This is a genomic window from Rhodococcus sp. SORGH_AS_0303, assembly GCF_030819335.1.
Taxonomy (GTDB): Bacteria; Actinomycetota; Actinomycetes; order Mycobacteriales; family Mycobacteriaceae; genus Rhodococcoides.
The window spans coordinates 613,722-634,096 of sequence record NZ_JAUTBO010000001.1; the positions used below are offsets into that span (position 1 = coordinate 613,722).

Consider the following 20,375-nt stretch of genomic DNA (forward strand, 5'->3'; position numbering starts at 1 on the left):
GCGACAGTTGTGGGCACACAAGTATTATGCTTGCGTAGGCTAAGAAAGTGCGGAGTTGTTCCCGGGATCACAGCCCGACCGCGGGACATCGTCTCGGACGACCGCGGCGGCGCGCCCATTAGGCTGAGACCATGGTCGCCGCGCCCGCAGACACGCCCAGTTCGCCCGTCTCCAGCATCTACATCGCGTCGCCCGAGGGGGACACCGGCAAGTCGACCATCGCGTTGGGGCTGCTACGCATGCTCGGTGCCTCGACGGCTCGGGTCGGTGTGTTCCGGCCGATCGCTCGGTCGTCGTCCGAGACCGACTACATCCTCGAGCTCATGATCGACCACACCACCGCGGACACCACGTACGAGCAGTCGCTCGGCGTCACCTACGACGAGGTGCACGCGGATCCCGACGCCGCGCTCGCCGAGATCGTGCGCCGCTATCACGACGTCGCGTCCCAGTGCGATGCCGTGGTGATCGTGGGCAGCGACTACACCGACATCGCCAGTCCCAGCGAGCTGGGGTTCAACGCGCGCGTCGCCGTGAACCTGGGCGCCCCGGTGCTCCTCGCGCTGCGTGGCTCCGAACGCACGCCCGAGGAGATCGCCCACCTCGCCGACGTGTGTCGATCGGAACTGTCGACGCACCGCGCCCATCTGGCCGGCATCGTCGCCAACCGGTGCGATCCCGACGCGTTGGACGACGTCATCGCGCAGCTCTCGACCGAGGACGTGCCGGCGTGGGCTCTGCCCGAGGTACCGCTGCTGGTCGCACCGACCATGGACGAACTGCTGCACGCGATGAAGGGCGAGCTCTACAGCGGCGACGCCGAACTGCTGCAACGGGAGGCCCTGCGCGTGATGGTCGGCGGCATGACGGCCGAGCACATTCTCGAGCGACTCACCGAGGGAGTCGTCGTCATCGCTCCGGCCGACCGCTCCGACGTCGTGCTCGCGCTCGTCAACGCCCACGAGGCCGAGGGGTTTCCGTCGCTCGCCGGCATCGTCATGAACGGCGGACTGACACCGCATCCCATGATCGCCAAGCTCATCGAGGGTCTGCAGCCCCGACTACCGATCCTCACCACCGAACTCGGAACCTTCGACACCGCGAGTGTGGCCGCGTCCACTCGCGGGCGGGTGGCCGTCGGATCTCAACGCAAGGTCGACACGGCGCTGGCGCTCATGGAGCGCCACGTCGACGCCGCCGAGATCCTGGGCCGCCTCGACGTCGCGATGCCGTCGGTGGTGACGCCGCAGATGTTCGAGTACCAGCTCATCGACCGGGCCCGCGCCGACCGCAAGCACATCGTGTTGCCCGAGGGGTCGGACGACCGGATCCTGCGCGCGGCCGGACGACTGCTGCAACGGCAGGTCGCGGACCTGACCATCCTCGGTGACGAGGCGGCGATCACGCGCAGGGCCGGGGAACTGGGGGTGGACCTGTCCGAGGCCACCGTGCTGGATCCGACGAACTCGGAGTACACGGACGACTTCGTCGCGGAGTACGTCGAGCTGCGCAAGCACAAGGGCATGACCGAGGACAAGGCCCGCGACATCATGTCCGACATCTCGTACTTCGGAACCATGATGGTGCACAAGGGCATTGCCGACGGCATGGTCTCGGGCGCCGCGCACACCACGGCGCACACGATCAAGCCGTCCTTCGAGATCATCAAGACCATGGACGGGGTCTCGACGGTCTCGAGCATCTTCCTGATGTGTCTCGCGGACAAGGTGCTCGCCTACGGCGACTGCGCCGTGGTTCCCGACCCCACGTCGGAACAGCTCGCCGACATCGCCGTCTCGTCCGCGGCCACCGCGTCGATGTTCGGCATCGAGCCGCGGGTGGCGATGCTGAGCTACTCCACCGGCGATTCCGGATCGGGTGCCGACGTGGACAAGGTCCGGACGGCGACCGACCTCGTCCGCGACCGGGCGCCGGATCTGCTGGTGGAGGGGCCGATCCAGTACGACGCGGCCATCGACCCGTCGGTGGCGAAGTCCAAACTGCCCGACTCCGAGGTGGCGGGCCGGGCGACCGTGTTCGTCTTCCCCGACCTCAACACCGGCAACAACACGTACAAGGCGGTGCAGCGCAGCGCCAACGCCGTGGCCGTGGGACCGGTCCTGCAGGGACTGCGCAAGCCCGTCAACGATCTCAGTCGAGGAGCCCTGGTGCAGGACATCGTGAACACCGTGGCGATCACCGCCATCCAGGCCCAGTCTGGTACCGACGGTCTGGAGGTCGCGAAGTGAGCACGGTGCTGGTCGTCAACTCGGGATCGTCGTCGGTGAAGTTCCAGGTGGTGGACCCCGACTCGGGACACAGCGTCCTGCAGGGCATCGTCGAGCGCATCGGGGACGCCGACGGGCGCGTGGCCGTCACCCGCGGCGACGACACGACGGAGAAGACGACCGACATCCCCGATCACGTCACGGGCCTCCGGCTGGCGTTCGAGATGATGGCCGACGCGGGACTGCCCCTGGCGGAGGCGGGCATCACGGCAGTGGGGCATCGAGTGGTGCACGGCGGCACCGTCTTCAGCGAGCCCACCCTCATCGACGACTCGGTCGTGGCCACCATCGACGAGCTCAGTGCGCTGGCGCCCCTGCACAATCCGGCCAACCTGCGCGGGATCGAGGTGGCGCGCCGGGAGCTGCCCGACGTGCCGCAGGTCGCCGTGTTCGACACGGCGTTCTTCCACACCCTCCCCGCCGCCGCTTCGACGTACGCCATCGATGCGGCCACCGCCGCCGAACACGACATCAAGCGGTACGGGATGCACGGCACGTCCCACGAGTACGTGAGTGGCCGCGTGGCAGAGCATCTGGGACGGTCGCCGTCGGACGTGAACCAGATCGTGCTGCACCTCGGCAACGGCGCCTCGGCATCGGCCGTGCGCGGCGGCGTCGCGGTGGACACGTCCATGGGCCTCACCCCGCTCGAGGGGCTCGTGATGGGAACCCGCAGCGGCGACATCGATCCCGGCATCGTGATGCACCTGCGGCGCAGTGCCGACATGGATGTCGATGCCATCGACGAACTGCTCAACCGCCGCTCCGGTATCAAGGGACTGAGTGGTGTCACCGACTTCCGTGAGCTCCGGCGCCTCATCGACGACGGTGACGAGGCCGCGGCCCTGGCCTTCGACGTGTACGTCCATCGCCTGCGGCGCTACCTCGGCGCGTACATGATCGAGCTGGGCCACGTGGACGTCGTCACGTTCACCGCCGGCGTGGGCGAGAATTCGGCCGAGGTGCGCGCAGCGGCCCTGGCGGACCTCGAGATGTACGGGATCGAACTGGACGAGGAGCGCAATGCCGAGCGCGGCAAGGGAATCCGGGTCATCTCGACGGACGATTCCCCGGTGACGGTCCTCGTGGTGCCCACCAACGAGGAGTTGGCCATCGCCCGCGCCGCGGTGGCCCTGATCGGCTGATCAGAAGAGGGACTTGGGCCGCACCGCGTTGGCCAGGTCCACCAGGGCGAAGCGGTGCGACCGGGTCCGCGCGGTCCGAGCGAGGGATCGCAGGGCGGTCTCGGCGCCCGTCCGGAGGCCGTCCCGCGTGAAGGGCACGCCGAGCAGCGGCACCGTGGACTCGGGCGTGTGCCCGGATTCCATCCATTCGAGCGCGGTGCCCAGGACGACCGTCCGCAGTTGCAGCGCACGGGGTTCGCGCGCCGGCAGCGCCTCGACGCGCCGCGCCGCCTCGTAGAGCGCACCCTCGTCCATGTCGGCCGCGGAGCCGGAGAGCAGTGTCAGTACGCCGGTCATCCGTGCCATCGAGTAGTGCCGTGACGTGGCGGGCACCAGATCGAGAGTCATGATGGCGTCGAGCAGCGCACCCCGTTCCGCGAGCCTGCGGGCGAGACCGAACGCGGCGCTGACGATGGTGCGATCGGTCCGCCACACCGTGGTGTACATCGTCTCGGCCAGGGCGCACCACGTGTCGTGGCCGTCGTCGGAGGTCTGCTGCGCCAACAGTTCCGCCGTCGCCGCGAGCGCGAGCTTGGGTGCGACCTCGCCGGGCATCGCGGAGAGCACCGAGTCGAACTTGTCGGCGGCGTCGACGAAGTTACGGCACAGCAGCGCGATGGTGCCGCGGTGCCAGTCGACACGCCAGTTGCCCGTCACGTCGTCCAGCCTGCGCATCACCTCCGCGGCCGAATCTCCCTCGCCCAGATCGAGATACGCGCGGGCCTCGGTCAGCACCGCTTCCACGGACCCGACGGAGTCGTCGCCCACGGTGCGATCGAGGCCGTTCTCGCGGGCAAGGCGCAGCGAGTCGAGCGTCTGGTGCGGTTCGCTGTGCACGGCCGCGGCGATGAGCTGCGCGCTCGGGTCCGACGTGTCGATCAGGGGGACCGGAAGCGCGGCCACCACGTCGCGCGGATCCAGCCTGGCCACGCGGTGCCGTCCGTCGATGTACACGTCGGTGACGGCGACCTGCTCGTCGGTGCCGAAGGTGGTGCGCTGCGGGCTGAACACCGACGACAGCGACGGGTGGCTGTCACCCGTCTGCTGCGAGAGGATCTCGCGTAGAACACCACTGAGCTGACTCGCCGCCTCGTCGGCGCTGCGAAACCGGGTGAGCGGGTCGGCGGCCGTCGCGCGTCGGAGCAGCCGGGCGAAGAACTGGTACTCCTGCAGGACGGGCGCGTCCTCCGGGATGCCGTCCACGTACCGCCCGTGCTCCGAGGCGATCTCGAGCGTCAGGACCGCGAGAGTGCGCCCCACGGTGAAGATGTCGGACGCCACCGTGGGTCCGGTCCGCACGATCTCCGGTGCCTGGTACCCGGCCGTGCCGTACAGGTACCCGTAGTCCTCGAGCTGGCTCACCGCGCCCAGGTCGATCAGCTTGATCTGGTCCTGCGTCACCATGACGTTCTCGGGTTTCAGATCGTTGTACGCCAGACCGATGGAGTGCAGGTAGGCCAGTGCGGGCATCACCTCGAGGAGGTAGGCGATGGCTTCCTGCACAGGCAGTTTCGTGCGCGTCGGGTTGTCGGTCATGATCTGGCGCAGCGTGCGACCGCCGACATACTCCATGACGATGTACCCCGTCGACGACGGCGCCTCCTGCGAGCCGGGCGCGAGGGGGCGGGGGTGCTCCACGAAGTTGTAGATCTTGACGATGCCGGGGTGGGTCACCTCGGCGAGGAACTGGCGTTCCGCCATCGCCACCGCGTGTGCCTCGGCGTTGCCGAAGTGCAGCAGGCCCTTGAGCACGACCCAGCGATCGCTGACGTTGCGATCGATGGCGAGGTAGATCCACCCGAGTCCGCCGTGCGCGATACACCCCTGCACCTCGTACTGCCCGGCCACCATCTCACCGGGTTCGAGCAGCGGGGAGAAGTCGAAATGCGTTCCGCACCTGTCGCAGTCACCCGACGGATGGGCGGGCCGGCCGTCGACGCTCCGCCCGACGGGGGCGTTGCACTTCCAGCAGAACCGCTTGCTCTCCGGGACGCGGGGGTCCGACATGACAGCGGTCGCGGGATCGACCTCGGGAATGCGCGGCAGTTCCACCAGCCCACCACCGAGGCGACGACGCTTTCCGGTTCGTACGCGGCGGCTCGGCCGGGAGGTGCGCCCCGTGGTGTCCTCGCGCAGCGCGGCCCGCGTCGCATCGTCCTCCTCGGGGCGCACCGAGGCCCTCGTCGCGTCGGAGTCCTGCTCGCGCAGGGCGGCGCGGGTGGCGTCGGGATCCTCGTCGCGCAACGAGGCCCGGGTCGCCTCGAGATCGGGTTCGGTACTCATGATCAGCCGTTGTAGACGGGAAAGGGCGCGCCGGGAGACGGGCCGAGGACGGACAACCACTGGGTGTAGATGCGGTTCCAGGTGCCGTCGCTGCGAATTCGTTCGAGCGTCCTGTTGACGACGCGTACGAGGTCGTCGTGACCCAGCGTCACGCCGATCCCGTACGGCTCCGCGGCGATGGAGAACCCGACGATCTCCAGGTACGGATCCTGGGCGGCGAGTCCGGCGAGGATCGCGTCGTCGGTGCTGACGGCGTCGACGCCGCCCTGCTGCAGCACCACGAGACAGTCCGCCCAGCTGGGCACGCTCACGATCTGGGCACTGGGCTGCAGACGCTGGATGCGCAGCAACGACGTGGTGCCCGCCGCGGCGCACACGCGCCGACCGCCGAGGTCACCGACACCCGTGATGCCCGAGCCCTTGACGGCCAGGACCCGTTGATCCGCCTGGTAGTACACGGTGGAGAAGGTCACCCGTTCGCGCCGGGCACACGTGATGGTCATGGTCTTGACGACGATGTCGACCTCGCCCTCGGCCAGGGCGTCGATCCGCTCGGCGGACGCGAGGATGCGGTACTCCAGCCGGTCCGGGTCCCCGAACAGATCGCGGGCGACCTCGCGGGCGATGTCGACGTCGAAGCCGACGATCTCACCGCTCACGGGATCGCGGAAGCTGAACAGATTGCTGCCGGTGTCCAGCCCGACGACGAGGCGCCCGCGGGCGCGGATCGCGTCGACGTTCGGAGCGGGTACGGGTGCGCCGTCGGGTGCCGCGTAGTTGGGCCGCAGGCTCGCACGGGGGTCGCCGCAGTCCTCTGCCGGTGGCATCGGTGCGCCCGGGGTGACGCCGGTGGCCCCGTCGGGCAGCGGTTCGGCGACGGTGGCGCGGTCCGGCGCCTCCGGCACCGGCGTGGTGTCCGCGCAGCCGGTCAGGACGAGGAGGAGCGCGGCGGCGATCACGGCCGCGCGGCGCATCACAGGTACTCCCGGATACGCGACCACATACCGCCCACGACGGCGAGCACGGCCAGGCCGCACACGATGCCGGTGCCCACGGTGAGGCCGGCCAGCACGCCCGACGCACGCTGGACGTCGTCTCGCAGGGACGCGCGGGACGCCTCGATCTCCTCGACGAGAGCCGAGTCGAGCCGACCGAACACGTCGCTGGAGTCGCCGGCAGCCGTTCCGGTGGCGATGGTGACGGCAGTGTCGAAGTCGCCGACGTCCAGCGACGCGTTCATCCGGTCGTGCGAGCTGGTCCAGAGCGACACCAGCGCACGGGCGTCGTCCATCCGGGGACTGTGCGTGTCGTCGTCGTGCGCGAGTGTGCCGAGGGTGTCGGCGAGGCCGGACACCGCGTCGGAGTACGACTTCTCGTAGTCGGCGAAGCCGCCGCGCCGCGTCATGCCGATGGTCTCGTCGGCGCGTGCCTGCTGGGCGAGGATCCGGCTGGTGGTGAGCAGGTCCAGGGGCTCCGCGCCGCGCACCAGAGCGCGGTCGGTGGCGGTCGAGGAGATGAGCCCCGCGACGAGCATCCAGCCGAGCAGCAGTACGACGCCCACCGTGGCACCCGCGAAACCGACGTTGACGGTGCGCTTGGTCTTCCGGCTCAGGAACATCTGCGCGCCGACGAGCACGAGCACGGTGATGCCCAGCACGACGAACGCCGACCAGGGTGGTGTCGCGAACTGGCGCTGCGCATCCGACACGTCACCGGACTTCTCCGCGTGCAGTTCCTCGGCCCACGGCAGGATCGTGTTCTGCATGAGGGTCGACGCCTCGGCCAGATACGCGGAACCCACCGGATTGCCGACGCGGTTGTTCGTCCGCGCGGTCTCGATGATGCCGGCGTACAGCGGCAGGTTCGTGGAGATCGTCGCCAGCAGTTGCCGCGACGTCGCGTCGTCGCTCGCGAGTCCGGTGGACGCGCGGACCACCTCGCCCGCCGCCGCTCCGAGCGAGTCCGTGTACCGACCACGGACGTCGCCGGGTTCCAGACCGCCCGAGAGGAAGGCCGTCGCCGCCGTCGCGTCCGCGACCGACAGCTGCACGTACAGGTTCTGCGCCGCATCGGACAAAGGCTCGGTGCGCGCGAGCAGAAGTTCGAGGGTGCGCTGGCGGTCCGACACCGACAGCGTCGTCACGAGAGCGGTGGTCACGAGCGTCGCGACCACCAGTAGACCCACCGCCAACAGCCGGACGGGAGTGGAACGGAGGAACTCCGACCGTTCGGAGCGGGTGTCGACGGGCGCGCGCAGAGTCAGCGCACTCGTCTGCTGTGACACCTCGACCCCTTCCCGCGCGATCGGTCGCCCTCATGTCCGGATTCGAGCATAGGCCCACCGTGGTCCGAGCACAGGCAACGCGAGGAGCAATAAGGTGGGGGAATGCGGACGGTGAACCATGCGCGGTGACGGGGACGGCTGGGTCTTCAGCAGCGACGGGAGCCGGCACTGGGGACGACACGGCGCGGCCGGTCTGCTGTTGCGGGCTCCGACCGGGTCGGCGGGCTCCATGGTGTTGCTGCAGCACCGTGCGGCCTGGAGTCATCAGGGCGGGACGTGGGCGCTGCCCGGTGGTGCCAGGGACAGTCACGAGAGCGCCGTCCACGCGGCCGTGCGCGAGGCCGGCGAGGAGGCGGGCATCACGGACGACCTGCTGACCGTGCGGGACGAGCACGTCACCAAGGTCGAGGACTCGGGGTGGTCCTACACCACTGTGATCGCCGATGCGGAGCGCGAACTCGACACGGTTCCCAACGGTGAGAGCACCGAACTGCGCTGGGTCGCCGAGCACGAGGTGGACTCGCTGCCGCTGCACCCCGCCTTCGCCGAGAGTTGGCCGTCGCTGCGCACCGTGCCCGTCCGCGCCGTCCTGGCCGCCGACGCCCCCGACGACCTCCCGGCGCGCACCGTACGACTCGCCGTCGGCAGCTTCGGGTGGATCGTCGACACCGTGCGGGCCGAGAACGTGGACGCGGCGCTCGCCGCCGTCCGGAACGACACCGACCTACGCGTCGTCGTCGTGACGGCCGACGACGCAGTGCGCTCGGCGGTTCCCGCCGACGTCACCGTCCTGTCGCCGGACGGACTCTGACGGTCAGACCGACGGCAGCAGATCGAGCAGTCGACGGGCCGCCGCCTCGGGGTCGCGAGCCTGCGTGATCGCCCGCACCACCGCGATGCGGGACGCGCCCGCCTCGAGCGCCTGCGCGACGTTGTTCTCCTCGACCCCGCCGATGACGAACCACGGCCGGGTGGGATGCGATTCGGCGACCTCACGCACGACGTCCAGGCCCGCGGCCGAACGGTTCGGCTTGGTGGGAGTCGCCCACACCGGTCCCGTGGCGAAGTAGTCGACGCCGTCCTCGATGTCGGCGAGCGTGGCCTGCGCCCGGTTCTGCGTGGAGCGCCCGATAACGACGTCCGGGCCCACGATGCGGCGCGCGTAGTGCACCGGCAGATCGTTCTGGCCGAGGTGCAGCACGTCGGCGCCCGAGGCGAGCGCCAGATCGGCACGATCGTTGACGGCCATCAGCGCGCCGTGACGGCGGCACGCGGCGGAGATGACCGCGAGAGCGGCGAGCTCGTCCTTCGCCTCGATGGCGCCGTACTTCTTCTCGCCCGCCGACCCCTTGTCGCGGAGCTGCACGATGTCGACGCCCCCGGACAGCGCCGCGTCCACGAACTTGGCCAGGTCGCCGGTGTCGCGGCGGGCGTCGGTGCAGAGGTACAGACGAGCGGTGGCGAGCCGCTCGCGGGCGGTGGTCCTCGAAGTCGTCACGAGTGTGAATGTAGTACCCACCTTTTCTGCGGGAAGCCCGGAGGCCGGTCGGGTGATGGCGGGAAGGCCGGAGGCCGGTCGGGTCATCAGCCGGTTAGGGTGAAGGGGAACGAACACGGGAGTCCCGGACGGGGCTGAGAGTGGGCGAGGCCGCCCAGACCGTAACCACCTGACCCGGGTCATGCCGGCGGAGGAAGTGAGTTTCATGCAGCGATCCGTCTCCGTCGTGGGCGGCGGGGTGATCGGCCTCTTCTGCGCCCGCGCCGCCGCGGCGGCGGGATGGTCCGTCACCCTGCACGACCCGACGTTCGGTGCACGCGCTGTCGGCGACGGCGCCGCCAGCTGGGTGGCGGGCGGCATGCTCGCGCCGCTGTCCGAGGGCTGGCCCGGCGAACACGCACTCCTGGCACTCGGTTCCGCGTCGCTGCGGCGATGGCACGATCCGGTGCTGCGCGCGGACCTGGAGGGTCGGGGCGTCGTCGTGTCGAGTGGGTCGTTGACCGTCGCGTTCGACTCGGCCGACGCGGCGGACCTGCGCACTGTCGCCGACTGGGTGGGTGCGCAGGGCCACGATCTCGAGATCCTCTCGCGCAGCGAGGTGCGCACTCTGGAGCCGTCACTCTCGCCGCGCGTTCGTCTGGGCCTGTCGGCGCCAGGGGAGTTGTCGGTGGACAACCGGGCGTTGGTCCTCGCGTTGGAGTCCGCGGTCCGCGACCGGGGAGTGCGGATCGAGCGTGCTCCCGTCACCGACCTCGACGCGCTCACCACCGATCGTGTGGTGGTCGCTGCGGGGTGGTCGACGTCCCGTCTGCTGTCGGACGTCCCGGTGCGGCCGGTGAAGGGCGAGATCCTGCGCCTGCGTGCGCGCCCCGGCTCGGCGAGTGCGCCGACGCGTACCGTCCGCGCGAGCGTCAACGGTCGCGCGGTGTACCTGGTCCCCCGTGGCGACGGTCTGGTGGTCGGTGCGACGCAGTACGAGCACGGTGACGACACCGCCGTGACCGTCGCCGGCGTCCGCGACCTCCTGGCGGACGCCGAGGCCGTGTTCCCGGCCGTCGGTGACTACGAGTTGGCGGAGACGGCGGCGGGCCTGCGGCCGGGGAGCCCCGACAACATCCCCGTGGTCGGGCGGTGGGACGACCGCGTGATCGTCGCCGCCGGGCACGGTCGCAACGGGGTGCTGCTCGCGCCCGTCACGGCGGACGCCGTGGTGGCAGAACTGGAGGGCGAGCCGTTGACGGAAGCGGCATGCGCTCTCCCCGAACGGTTTTCGAGTCTCACGCGGACTCGGGCACGGTAGGAGACGAACATGACCGCAGTGGGTGTCACCGTCAACGGTGCGGATCACGACCTCGAGCCCGGCACGACGGTGCAGGACATGCTGACCCAGCTGGGTCTTCCCGAGAAGGGCATCGCCGTGGCGGTGGACGGAATCGTGCTGCCGCGCTCGCGTTGGGGCGAGGACGTGGGCCGCGGCTGGACCATCGAGGTGCTGACGGCGGTGCAGGGTGGCTGATCAGCTGACCATCGCCGACCGTACCTTCACGTCTCGCCTGATCATGGGGACCGGGGGCGCGGCCAACCTCGCAGTGCTGGAGGAGGCCCTCGTCGCATCGGGGACGGAACTCACCACCGTCGCTCTGCGCCGCGTCGACGCCTCCGGCGGCACCGGGGTGCTCGATCTCCTCACGCGCCTCGGCATCGCCCTGCTGCCCAACACGGCGGGATGTCGCGGCGCCGCCGAGGCCGTGCTCACCGCGCAGTTGGCGCGAGAGGCCCTGGAGACCGACTGGATCAAGCTCGAGGTGATCGCGGACGAGCGGACCCTCCTGCCCGACGCCATCGAGCTGGTGCGCGCCGCGGAGCAACTCGTCGACGACGATTTCGTCGTGTTGCCCTACACCACCGACGATCCGGTGCTCGCGCGTCGCCTCGAGGACGTGGGGTGCGCTGCGGTCATGCCGCTCGGATCGCCCATCGGGACGGGACTGGGCATCGCGAATCCGCACAACATCGAGATGATCACCTCGGCCGCAGGGGTTCCCGTGGTGCTCGACGCCGGCATCGGCACGGCGAGCGACGCGGCACTCGCCATGGAGCTGGGGTGCTCGGCGGTGCTGCTCGCCACCGCGGTGACACGCGCTCGTGATCCGCGAATGATGGCCTCCGCCATGGCCGATGCAGTGCGCGGCGGACGATCGGCGGCGCTGGCGGGCCGGATCCCGAAACGGTTCTGGGCGCAGGCGTCCTCGCCCGACGTCGACTGACCACCCCGGGGGCGGCTCAGGGTCGCGTCATCCCTTCGGATGACCCGGGTCGAGACCCGGGAGCGATGTGGTCGGTGGTCCCGCTCGGGCATCCTGATGCACATGATCGAAGTGACAGGTTTGACCAAACAGTTCGGCGCGAAGAAAGCCGTGGACGATCTCTCCTTCACGGTGCGCCCGGGTATCGTGACGGGCTTCCTCGGCCCCAACGGTGCCGGCAAGTCCACCACGATGCGGATGATCCTCGGGCTCGATCAGTCCACGTCCGGAACGGCACTCATCGAGGGTCGGCCCTACCGTGAGCTGAAGAATCCCATTCGCACCGTCGGCGCTCTGCTCGACGCGAAGTGGGTGCACCCCAACAGATCCGCGCGCGCTCACCTGCAGTGGATGGCGGCCTCCAACGGCATCGCCTCGTCCCGCGTCGACGAGGTGCTCCGCCTCGTCGGTTTGTCCGAGGTGGCCAAGCAGAAGGCCGGCGGGTTCTCCCTCGGCATGTCGCAGCGACTCGGTCTGGCCGGTGCGTTGCTCGGTGACCCGAAGGTCCTGATGTTCGACGAGCCGGTCAACGGACTCGATCCCGAGGGCATCGTCTGGATCCGCAAGTTCATGCAGCGCCTCGCCGCCGAGGGGCGGACCGTGCTGGTGTCCTCGCACCTGCTCTCCGAGATGGCGCTCACCGCAGAACAACTGATCGTCATCGGCCGCGGTCGGCTCATCTCGGACTCGTCCGTGCAGGAGTTCGTCGACCGCGCCTCGGAGGCGTCGGTCCGCGTCCGCAGCCCCCAGCTCGACGCCCTGCGCAGCGCGCTCACGTCGGCAGGTCTGACGGTCAAGGAGCCCAGCAGCCTCGATCAGGTGCATCCGACCCTCGTGGTGGCCGAGTCCACCACGGAGGCGATCGGCGAGATCGCCGCGCGCCACAACATCGTCCTGCACGAGCTGGCGTCCCAGCACGGTTCGCTCGAGGACGCGTTCATGAAACTCACCGGTGACGACGTGCAGTACCACGGCGCCGGTACCGACAACAACGCGATGGGAGGGGCACTGCGATGAGTGTGCTTGCAGCGGAACGAATCAAACTCACCTCGACGAAGTCGCCGTGGTGGTGCACCGTCATCATCGTGGCGCTCGGGCTGGGCATCGGTGCCGTCATCGGCATCACGGCCAAGTCGACGGTCACCACCGTGCAGAACGACATCGCCGCCGGAAACGACCCCGGCTTCGAGCCGTACCTGCCGACCCTCGCGGACGCCGTCGCCGGCGTCAGCGGGTTCGGCGTTCTCGTGCTCATGATTCTCGCGGCGCTGTCGATCACCAGCGAGTATCGCTTCGGCATCATCCGGACCACGTTCCAGGCCATCCCCAGCCGTGCCTCGGTACTCGGCGTGAAAGCACTGCTCATCGGCGTCTTCGGTGCGGTGTTGTCCCTGGTGCTCACGCTGGGCGCGTTCTACATCGCGAAGGCCACGGCCGGTCCCGATGCGGGCGCCGCACTCGTGCTCGAGGGTTCGGACGCGTGGCGTGCCATCTACGGTGTCCCGATCTACGCCTTCCTGTGCGTCGTCCTCGCCGTGGGAGTCGGTGCGCTGCTGCGACAGTCGGCCGCCGCGATCGCACTGCTGCTCCTGTGGCCGCTGTTGATCGAGTCGCTGTTCAACCTGTTCGGCAGCATCGGGCGCGACATCATGCCCTTCCTCCCGTTCATGAACGCGAACAACTTCCTCGGTTCGCCCGGTGGAGTGGAGTACCACTGGGGACCGTGGGGCAGCCTGGCCTACTTCGCGGCCTTCGTCGCCGTCGTCTTCGGCGCCGCAGTGGTGGTGGTGAACAAGCGAGACGCGTGACCGCTCTTTCGTTAGGGTGACGTTCATGCGGACGACACGATCGACCCTGTCCATCGCGATCTGTGCGGCGGGAGTGCTCGCGCTGTCGTCCTGCTCCTCCGGCTCGTCCGGTGAGGAAGCCACCCCGTCCGAGGAACCCGTGGCCGCACCGGTCACGGGTTCTTCGCTGTCCGAGGCCGTCACCCTCGACGCGGTGGTGGGCCACCTGCAGGAGCTCTCCGACATCGCCGACGCGCACGACGGGAATCGCGCCGCCGGCACCGCCGGATACGACGCCAGCGTCGACTACGTGGCCGGCACACTGCGGGACGCGGGCTTCGACGTCGAGACGCCCGAGTTCTCGTTCGACAGCTACACCCTCGACTCGGTGGCGCTGCGCGCTGCCGACCGCGACGTGCCGGTGAGCGCGTTCACGTACTCACCGGCCACGCCCGCCGGTGGGGTCTCCGGTCCGATCGTGGCAGCACCTGCCGACGACTCACCCGGCTGCGAGGCCACCGACTACGACGGCCTCACGCTGACCGGCGCGGTCGCTCTGGTCCCGCGCGGGGTGTGCTCTTTCGCGCAGAAGGGGCAGATCGCCGCCGAGCGCGGCGCCGCCGCGATCATCGTGTCCAACAACGAGGACGGTCCGCTCGACGCCGGCACGCTCGGCGCGAAGGAGGATGCCCGCATCCCGTCGGTGGGTGTCAGCCGTGAGGACGGTGCCGCTCTGGCCGCGGCCCCGACCACCGCGCAGATCACGCTCGCCGCGGAGACCGAGACCACGACCAGCCGCAACATTCTCGCGCAGACCACGACGGGATCCACCGAGAACGTCGTCATGGCAGGAGCGCATCTCGACTCGGTCTCCGAGGGCCCGGGCATCAACGACAACGGCACCGGTACCGCCGCCGTGCTCGAGTCCGCTCTGCAGATGGGTGGCTCGCCGGACGTGACCAACGCCGTACGGTTCGGGTTCTGGGGCGCGGAGGAACTCGGTCTGGTCGGATCCACGAAGTACGTCGAGGGACTGTCCGACGAGGACAAGGCCGCGATCGCGCTCTACCTGAACTTCGACATGGTCGGGTCGAACAACGCCGGCTACCTCGTCTACGACGGAGACGACTCGGATCAGGTCGGCGAGCCTGCCGGCCCCACCGGCTCGGACGCGATCGAGCGAGTCTTCGAGGAGCAGCTCACGACGCAGGACGCCGACGGCACCGACTTCGACGGGCGCTCGGACTACGGCCCCTTCATCGAGGTCGGCATCCCCTCGGGCGGCGTCTTCAGCGGCGCGGACGACGTGAAGACCGAGGAGCAGGCCGCGCGCTGGGGCGGGACGGCGAACGAGCCCTTCGACCCGAATTACCACACCGCCGAGGACACGCTCGAAAACGTCGACCGGGAGGCTCTCGGCATCAACTCGAAGGCCGTCGCCTACGGCATCGGCACGTACGCCGAGTCGGTGACGGGCCCGAACGGCGTCCCCGTGGGTGCCGATCGAGACGCCGCCCGTCAGTCCGAGTGACGTTTACTGTCACTCGGAGTAACGACAAGATATGGTCGAGCGGTGAAGATCAGCGCAGGTGACGCCGCCCGTCGGGCTGCCGACGCTGCCCGCACCGTCAATCGGACGCCGCGGGTCGTCGAACTGGTCCGCCGCGTACGCGGAGTGCTGCCCGGTGATCCGTCGTTCGGCGATCCGCTCTCGACGGCCGGACCCGGAGCCGCGCGCATGGTCGCGCGGGTCACCGACCGGCTGCAGGGCGACGCTCCCGGCGCCTCGAAGGAACTCTCGCTGGGTGCGCTGCAGGTGTGGCAGGCGGTGCTCGAACGCGCGGGTCGCGGGCGGGGCGAGCGCGAGGTCACCATCGTCTTCACCGATCTCGTCGGCTTCTCCACGTGGTCGCTGTCCGCCGGTGACGCCACCACTCTGGTGCTGCTCAAGCAGGTGGCCCGTGCGGTCGAGCGGCCGATGCTCGATCGCGGCGGTCACATCGTCAAACGCCTGGGAGACGGGCTGATGGCCGTCTTCCCGAGCGCGGACAACGCGGTGCGGGCCGTCTTCGAGGCGCAGACTGCTCTGGCCCGTGTCGACGTGAACGGCTACACCCCACGGATGCGCGTCGGCATTCACACCGGCTGTCCGCGCGCCGTGGGATCGGACTGGCTCGGCGTCGACGTCACCGTGGCCGCGCGCGTCATGCAGACCGGTGCCGACGGCAACGTCATGATCTCGAACGCCGCGCTGGATCTGGTGTCACCCGAGGTGCTGGACACCGTCGGGCTGGCCACCAAGCCCTACCGGCGCGGGTTGTTCTCGCCGAAGCTGACCGGTGTTCCGGAGGATCTACGCATCAGCCGACTGGTGCAGTCGCCAGAGCGGTGAGACCGGGCCGTGCCCGTGGCCGAGGTCGTACGCGGCCTCGAGCGACTTCGTGACCCACTCCTTCGCGAACTCGAACGCGTCCGGCACCGCGTAGCCGTGGGCGAGGGCGCACGCCAGCGCTGCGGCGAGGGTGTCGCCGCCGCCGTGATCGTTGCCCGTGTCGATACGAGGGTTCGTGAACTCGAGCATCCGCTCACCGTCGAAAAGCAGATCGGTGCTCGACGACGAGGTCCGCAGGTGCCCACCCTTGACGACGGCCCACTGGGCGCCGAGAGCGTGCAGTGCCTCGGCGGCCCGTCGCGCCGTCACCTCGTCCTCGACGTCGATGCCGGTGAGCAGTCGGACCTCGTCGAGGTTGGGCGTGACGATCGTGGCGAGGGGAATGAGTTTGGTGCGCAGCGCATCCAGCGCATCGGCGTGCAGGAGGGAATCGCCGTGCATCGACGCCGAGACCGGGTCCACGACGAGCGGTACCGAGCCACCGCGGCCGATCCCGACCTCGGTGCACACGTCGGTGACGGCCTCGATGATGGCGGTTGACGCCAGCATGCCGGTCTTGGCCGCGCCGATGCCGATGTCCGACACCACCGTTCGCACCTGGTCGGCCACCACGGCGGGTGGGATCTCGTGAAAACCGCTGACTCCCACCGTGTTCTGCACCGTCACGGCGGCGACCGCGACGCAGGCATGCAGTCCGCACAGAGCGATGGTGCGCGAGTCGGCCTGGATTCCGGCGCCGCCGCCGGAGTCGGTGCCGGCGATGGTGAGGACGCGCAGTGGCGTCGTCCCGGAAGGTGCCAGAGGCAGCGTTGTCACACGCCGAACTGTACTCGAGCGCTTTTCCAGTGAGTTCGCCACATATTCACCCGCTCCCCCGGCGAAGACGCGAATCCTGTGCAATAGTGGTCTACGTCACATGCACCCATGTGATGCACACGACCGCGGCGACGAGGCTGCTCGTGTCCCGCCCCGCGCCCGGGTTCGCACAGGAACCGGGTGAGCCCCACGGCCGCCAGGAGAAGAATGATGCTGTCGGATGCGCCCGTCACCGATGTGACAGACAACCCGCACCAGAACCGGTTCGAGCTCCGGCTCAACGGTGACCTCGTCGGGATCGTCGGGTACTTCCCCGTCGACTCCGTCGGACGCGGTGCGCGTCGTCAGCCCGTCGTCAGCTTCATGCACGCCGTCATCACCGAGGACTTCGGGCATCGCGGCCTCGCCGCCATCATGGTCCGCAACTCCCTCGACGCTGCTCGCGGCTACGGCTGGAAGGTGAAGCCGGTCTGCACCTACGTGCAGCGCTTCGTCGCCGAGAACCCCGAGTACCGCGACATGGTGACCGCCGATTGATCTCGACACCGTGACGACTTCGTCGCGATTGCGCATCAACAGTCACAGGAACACCATCCGTCACAATATCGGTGATGAACTGTTGTCATGGACACCAGTCTCGTGTCGGACGATCCGAGCAACTCACGCTTCGTCCTGACCGTCGGCGATGCGCTCGTCGGCATCCTCGCGTACGAGGTCGCACCCGACAGCGACACGGTCGTGCTCCAGCACACCGTCGTCAAGGAGGAGTTCGGCGACCACGGGTGGGCAGCGGTCCTCGTGCGCGGCGCCCTCGACATCCTGCGTATCGGTGACCTGTCGATCTGGCCCCGGTGTTCCTACGTGCGGCGATTCATCGGCGCGAACATCGAGTACCTCGCCATGGTGGCCGATCAGGCCCCGGCCGGCTCGGTCACCGCGGCGTCCCCGCCCAGCTCGACGACGACCGGCGCGTGGTCGCTGGCGCCCTTCCCCTTGCGCTCCTGACGATCGATCGAGGCGTCGGTGACCTGCGCCGCGAGTGCGGGTGAGGCCAGCACGAAGTCGATGCGGAGCCCTTCGCGGCGCGGGAAACGCAGCTGCGTGTAGTCCCAGTAGGTGTAGACACCGGGGCCGGGGGTGAACGGTCGCACCACGTCCGCGAATCCTTCGTCGACGATGGCTCGGAACGCGTCGCGCTCCGGTCCCGAGGTGTGCGTGCGGCCCTCGAACAGCGCCGGGTCCCAGACGTCGTCGTCGGTGGGGGCCACGTTCCAGTCACCGACCAACGCGATGCGTGCCTGCGGATCGGCGGCGAGCCACGACCGGGCGTCGTCGCGCAGGGTCGCGAGCCAGTCCAGCTTGTAGCGGTAGTGCGGGTCCTCGAGGGACCGTCCGTTGGGGACGTACAGGCTCCAGACGCGCACGCCCCCGCAGGTCGCGCCGATGGCCCGGGCCTCGTCGGCGGGCGGGACCTCCGGGTCCTTGCTGAACCCCGGCTGGTTCTCGAACCCGATCTGCACATCGTCGAGCCCGACGCGTGACGCGATGGCGACACCGTTCCACTGACTCGTGCCCACGTGCGCGACCTGGTACCCGATGTCGGTGAAACGCTGGTACGGGAACTGCTCGTCCTTGCACTTCGTCTCTTGAATCGCGAGAACGTCGACATCGGAGCGCTCGAGCCAGTCGACGATGCGGTCGACTCGCGAGCGGACGGAGTTCACGTTCCAGGTAGCCAGGCGCACGGTGAGCGACCCTAGCCCGGGGCGGTGACACCCTCCGGGCTCGCGTAGCGGTAGCGATGATGCTCCGTGAAGCCGAGGCGCTCGTACAGCGATCGCGCCTCGTCGTTGTCCACCTCGACCTGGACGTAGGCGTGCGTCGCGCCGTGGTCGGCACCCCACCGCATCGCTTCGGCACACACCGCGGACCCGTGACCGCGCCGACGCTCGTCGGGTCGAGTGGCCACCGCGGTGATGCCGACCCAGCGTCGTCCGGTCGGCGATGCGGTGACGGCAGCGCGGGCGACTGCGGTGTCGCCTCGTCGGAGAAAGGTCACGACACCGTCGTGGACCGCGGTGAGGAGGTCCGGACGATGCCGGTAGCGGGGATGGTGCGCCAGCCATCGGTCGTCGGGCGCGGCGATGCGCTCGGTGTCCGTGTCCGTGTCCGTGTCCGGCCCGGTCGACGACGGGATCGGCAGCGTCAGCACCAGTGCCTCGGCCGACAGGCTCCATCCCGCCGGCGCCCCGAGAAGTCGGTCCGGCAACGACAGCGAGGGTTGCAGGTCCCGGTCGCGGTACCAGGCCGCGACGGCCGGCAGGTCGACGGCGGACGCGTCGGGACGCAGGGGGCTCGCCGAATTGCCGCGTCGGGTCACGCCGGCGCCGGCGCGGAGCAGCCATCCACCGATCCACTCCTGCTCGAGGCCCGGCCACGCATCGGCCGCCGCACTCTCGAGACCGCGGATCTCCGAATTGCGGACGGGCCGAGGTGCCAACGCCTTGAGTGCGACGATGCGCTCGGCCGGCACGGTCACCGGGTCACCGGACTCCGGCTGCACGGTCACCGCGGTGCCGGACGCCGCGAGGATGCCGATCACGTCGGTGAACGGCGGGGTCGACCCGTCCGGCAGGCGGTACCGCAGCACCACCCGCGAGCCCGGAACCGGGGCGTCCCGAGTCACTCGTCGTCGTCGTGGCCGAACGGATCCGCGACGGTGCCGGGGATCCAGCTCAGCCCGGGTACGCCCCACCCGTTCTTCTTGATGGCCTTCTTCGCCGCCCGCGCGTTGCGTCCGACCAGCACGTCGACGTAGAGGAAACCGTCGAGGTGGCCCACCTCGTGCTGCAGCATGCGCGCGAAGAAACCGTGCCCCTCGATGTCGACGGGCTCACCCTTCGCATCGGTTCCGGTGACACGCGCCCACTCGGCCCGACCCGTCGGGTGCTGCTCGCCGGGAACCGAGAGGCACCCCTCGTCGTCGTCGTCCGGATCGGGCATCGTCTCGGGAATCTCCGACGTCTCGAGAACCGGGTTGATCACCTCGCCGCGGCGGCGCGTCACCGTGCCGTCCTCGCTGTGGTCGGGGCAGTCGTAGATGAACAGTCGGAGCGGTTCACCCACCTGGTTGGCGGCCAGTCCGACACCCTTGGCGGCCTCGAGCGTGTCGTACATGTCCGCGATCAACGTCTCGAGTTCCGCGGGCGACGCCGTGACCTGCTGGGTGGGGGTGTGCAGCACCGGGTCACCGACGATACGGATGGGGAGAATTGCCATGGTCCAGAAGGATACTGCCCGCCCGGTGGACGATTTCTGGTCCGGTCGGCCGGGCCGAGACGCGCCGCGGTGTCGCCGCATCCCGGAGCCCGGTCCGTGGTTAGATTGGCGGCGAACGACACGGATGTGATTCACCGCCGTGCGCGGACCTCTTCGGGTCCGGGGGACGCGCGAGAACACGGTCACGGCCGGGTTCACACGGCACAGCCCGAGGTCGACGGCAGAGCTCGCGAGACGCGATGCCGAGGGCGGCACAGA

Annotated in this window: 20 protein-coding genes and 1 riboswitch; of the genes, 12 read left to right on the forward strand and 8 right to left on the reverse strand. The window is 69.5% G+C overall.

Annotation, left to right across the window (positions count from 1 at the left end):
- Positions 1 to 131 precede the first annotated feature (131 nt).
- Positions 132 to 2,249 (forward strand): phosphate acetyltransferase, encoded by a 2,118-nt coding sequence (pta, locus tag QE449_RS02875; protein ID WP_027506224.1) that lies wholly within the window; start codon positions 132 to 134, stop codon positions 2,247 to 2,249.
- Positions 2,246 to 3,433 (forward strand): acetate kinase, encoded by a 1,188-nt coding sequence (locus tag QE449_RS02880; RefSeq protein ID WP_027506225.1) that lies wholly within the window; start codon positions 2,246 to 2,248, stop codon positions 3,431 to 3,433. The genes pta and QE449_RS02880 overlap by 4 nt, the downstream gene beginning before the upstream one ends.
- Here QE449_RS02880 and QE449_RS02885 read toward each other — a convergent pair whose 3' ends face one another.
- From QE449_RS02885 to QE449_RS02895, 3 genes are read right to left on the reverse strand one after another with little or no spacing between them, the layout of a single operon-like run.
- Positions 3,434 to 5,755: a serine/threonine-protein kinase gene (locus tag QE449_RS02885; protein WP_051613448.1), complete on the reverse strand. Its 2,322-nt coding sequence runs from the start codon at positions 5,753 to 5,755 to the stop codon at positions 3,434 to 3,436.
- Between the two features lie 2 nt (positions 5,756 to 5,757).
- Complete coding sequence (locus QE449_RS02890; protein WP_307108175.1) at positions 5,758 to 6,729, reverse strand: glutamate ABC transporter substrate-binding protein; 972 nt, start codon at positions 6,727 to 6,729, stop codon at positions 5,758 to 5,760.
- A complete protein-coding gene (locus tag QE449_RS02895) occupies positions 6,729 to 8,039 on the reverse strand; it encodes a hypothetical protein (RefSeq protein WP_051613449.1) in 1,311 nt (436 codons plus the stop codon). Before QE449_RS02895 ends, QE449_RS02890 begins: the two co-directional genes overlap by 1 nt.
- 118 nt (positions 8,040 to 8,157) lie before the next feature.
- On the opposite strand from QE449_RS02895, the gene QE449_RS02900 reads away from it, so the two are divergent.
- The gene (locus tag QE449_RS02900) at positions 8,158 to 8,850 is read left to right on the forward strand and encodes an NUDIX hydrolase (protein WP_307108176.1); all 693 of its coding nucleotides are present in this window, start codon (positions 8,158 to 8,160) and stop codon (positions 8,848 to 8,850) included.
- Positions 8,851 to 8,853: 3 nt separating this feature from the next.
- Here the strand turns inward: QE449_RS02900 and thiE are convergent, their stop codons facing one another.
- Entirely contained in the window at positions 8,854 to 9,537 is a 684-nt protein-coding gene (gene thiE / locus QE449_RS02905; RefSeq protein WP_056442251.1) for a thiamine phosphate synthase, read from the reverse strand.
- A gap of 105 nt (positions 9,538 to 9,642) precedes the next feature.
- Positions 9,643 to 9,750, forward strand: a riboswitch (TPP riboswitch).
- Between thiE and thiO the strand changes: the two genes are divergently transcribed.
- The 7 genes from thiO to QE449_RS02940 all read left to right on the forward strand — a co-directional run bounded on the left by thiO (position 9,743) and on the right by QE449_RS02940 (position 16,022).
- Entirely contained in the window at positions 9,743 to 10,837 is a 1,095-nt protein-coding gene (gene thiO, locus QE449_RS02910; RefSeq protein ID WP_307108177.1) for a glycine oxidase ThiO, read from the forward strand. It overlaps the preceding riboswitch by 8 nt.
- A 9-nt stretch (positions 10,838 to 10,846) precedes the next feature.
- Complete coding sequence (thiS, locus tag QE449_RS02915; RefSeq protein ID WP_027506232.1) at positions 10,847 to 11,053, forward strand: sulfur carrier protein ThiS; 207 nt, start codon at positions 10,847 to 10,849, stop codon at positions 11,051 to 11,053.
- Positions 11,046 to 11,804 (forward strand): thiazole synthase, encoded by a 759-nt coding sequence (locus QE449_RS02920; protein ID WP_027506233.1) that lies wholly within the window; start codon positions 11,046 to 11,048, stop codon positions 11,802 to 11,804. Before thiS ends, QE449_RS02920 begins: the two co-directional genes overlap by 8 nt.
- 102 nt (positions 11,805 to 11,906) lie before the next feature.
- A complete protein-coding gene (locus QE449_RS02925; protein ID WP_307108178.1) occupies positions 11,907 to 12,860 on the forward strand; it encodes an ABC transporter ATP-binding protein in 954 nt (317 codons plus the stop codon).
- The gene (locus tag QE449_RS02930; RefSeq protein ID WP_027506235.1) at positions 12,857 to 13,651 is read left to right on the forward strand and encodes an ABC transporter permease; all 795 of its coding nucleotides are present in this window, start codon (positions 12,857 to 12,859) and stop codon (positions 13,649 to 13,651) included. Before QE449_RS02925 ends, QE449_RS02930 begins: the two co-directional genes overlap by 4 nt.
- 25 nt (positions 13,652 to 13,676) lie before the next feature.
- Complete coding sequence (locus tag QE449_RS02935) at positions 13,677 to 15,161, forward strand: M28 family peptidase (RefSeq protein WP_307108179.1); 1,485 nt, start codon at positions 13,677 to 13,679, stop codon at positions 15,159 to 15,161.
- 42 nt (positions 15,162 to 15,203) lie between these two features.
- The gene (locus QE449_RS02940) at positions 15,204 to 16,022 is read left to right on the forward strand and encodes an adenylate/guanylate cyclase domain-containing protein (RefSeq protein ID WP_197027813.1); all 819 of its coding nucleotides are present in this window, start codon (positions 15,204 to 15,206) and stop codon (positions 16,020 to 16,022) included.
- Here QE449_RS02940 and thiD read toward each other — a convergent pair.
- Complete coding sequence (gene thiD, locus QE449_RS02945) at positions 15,984 to 16,838, reverse strand: bifunctional hydroxymethylpyrimidine kinase/phosphomethylpyrimidine kinase (RefSeq protein ID WP_307108180.1); 855 nt, start codon at positions 16,836 to 16,838, stop codon at positions 15,984 to 15,986. The genes QE449_RS02940 and thiD overlap by 39 nt on opposite strands.
- A 210-nt stretch (positions 16,839 to 17,048) precedes the next feature.
- Here thiD and QE449_RS02950 point away from each other — a divergent pair, with 210 nt between their 5' ends.
- Both QE449_RS02950 and QE449_RS02955 read left to right on the forward strand, forming a co-directional pair.
- The gene (locus tag QE449_RS02950; RefSeq protein WP_056442260.1) at positions 17,049 to 17,375 is read left to right on the forward strand and encodes a GNAT family N-acetyltransferase; all 327 of its coding nucleotides are present in this window, start codon (positions 17,049 to 17,051) and stop codon (positions 17,373 to 17,375) included.
- 87 nt (positions 17,376 to 17,462) lie between these two features.
- Positions 17,463 to 17,843, forward strand: a complete 381-nt coding sequence (locus QE449_RS02955; protein WP_285184263.1) for a GNAT family N-acetyltransferase — start codon at positions 17,463 to 17,465, stop codon at positions 17,841 to 17,843.
- Here the strand turns inward: QE449_RS02955 and QE449_RS02960 are convergent.
- From QE449_RS02960 to QE449_RS02970, 3 genes are read right to left on the reverse strand one after another with little or no spacing between them, the layout of a single operon-like run.
- A complete protein-coding gene (locus tag QE449_RS02960; protein ID WP_056441401.1) occupies positions 17,750 to 18,583 on the reverse strand; it encodes an exodeoxyribonuclease III in 834 nt (277 codons plus the stop codon). The two genes, QE449_RS02955 and QE449_RS02960, sit on opposite strands and share 94 nt — an antisense overlap.
- An 11-nt stretch (positions 18,584 to 18,594) precedes the next feature.
- The gene (locus tag QE449_RS02965; RefSeq protein WP_307108181.1) at positions 18,595 to 19,524 is read right to left on the reverse strand and encodes a GNAT family N-acetyltransferase; all 930 of its coding nucleotides are present in this window, start codon (positions 19,522 to 19,524) and stop codon (positions 18,595 to 18,597) included.
- Positions 19,521 to 20,117: a peptide deformylase gene (locus QE449_RS02970; protein ID WP_027506240.1), complete on the reverse strand. Its 597-nt coding sequence runs from the start codon at positions 20,115 to 20,117 to the stop codon at positions 19,521 to 19,523. Before QE449_RS02970 ends, QE449_RS02965 begins: the two co-directional genes overlap by 4 nt.
- Positions 20,118 to 20,375: the final 258 nt, after the last annotated feature.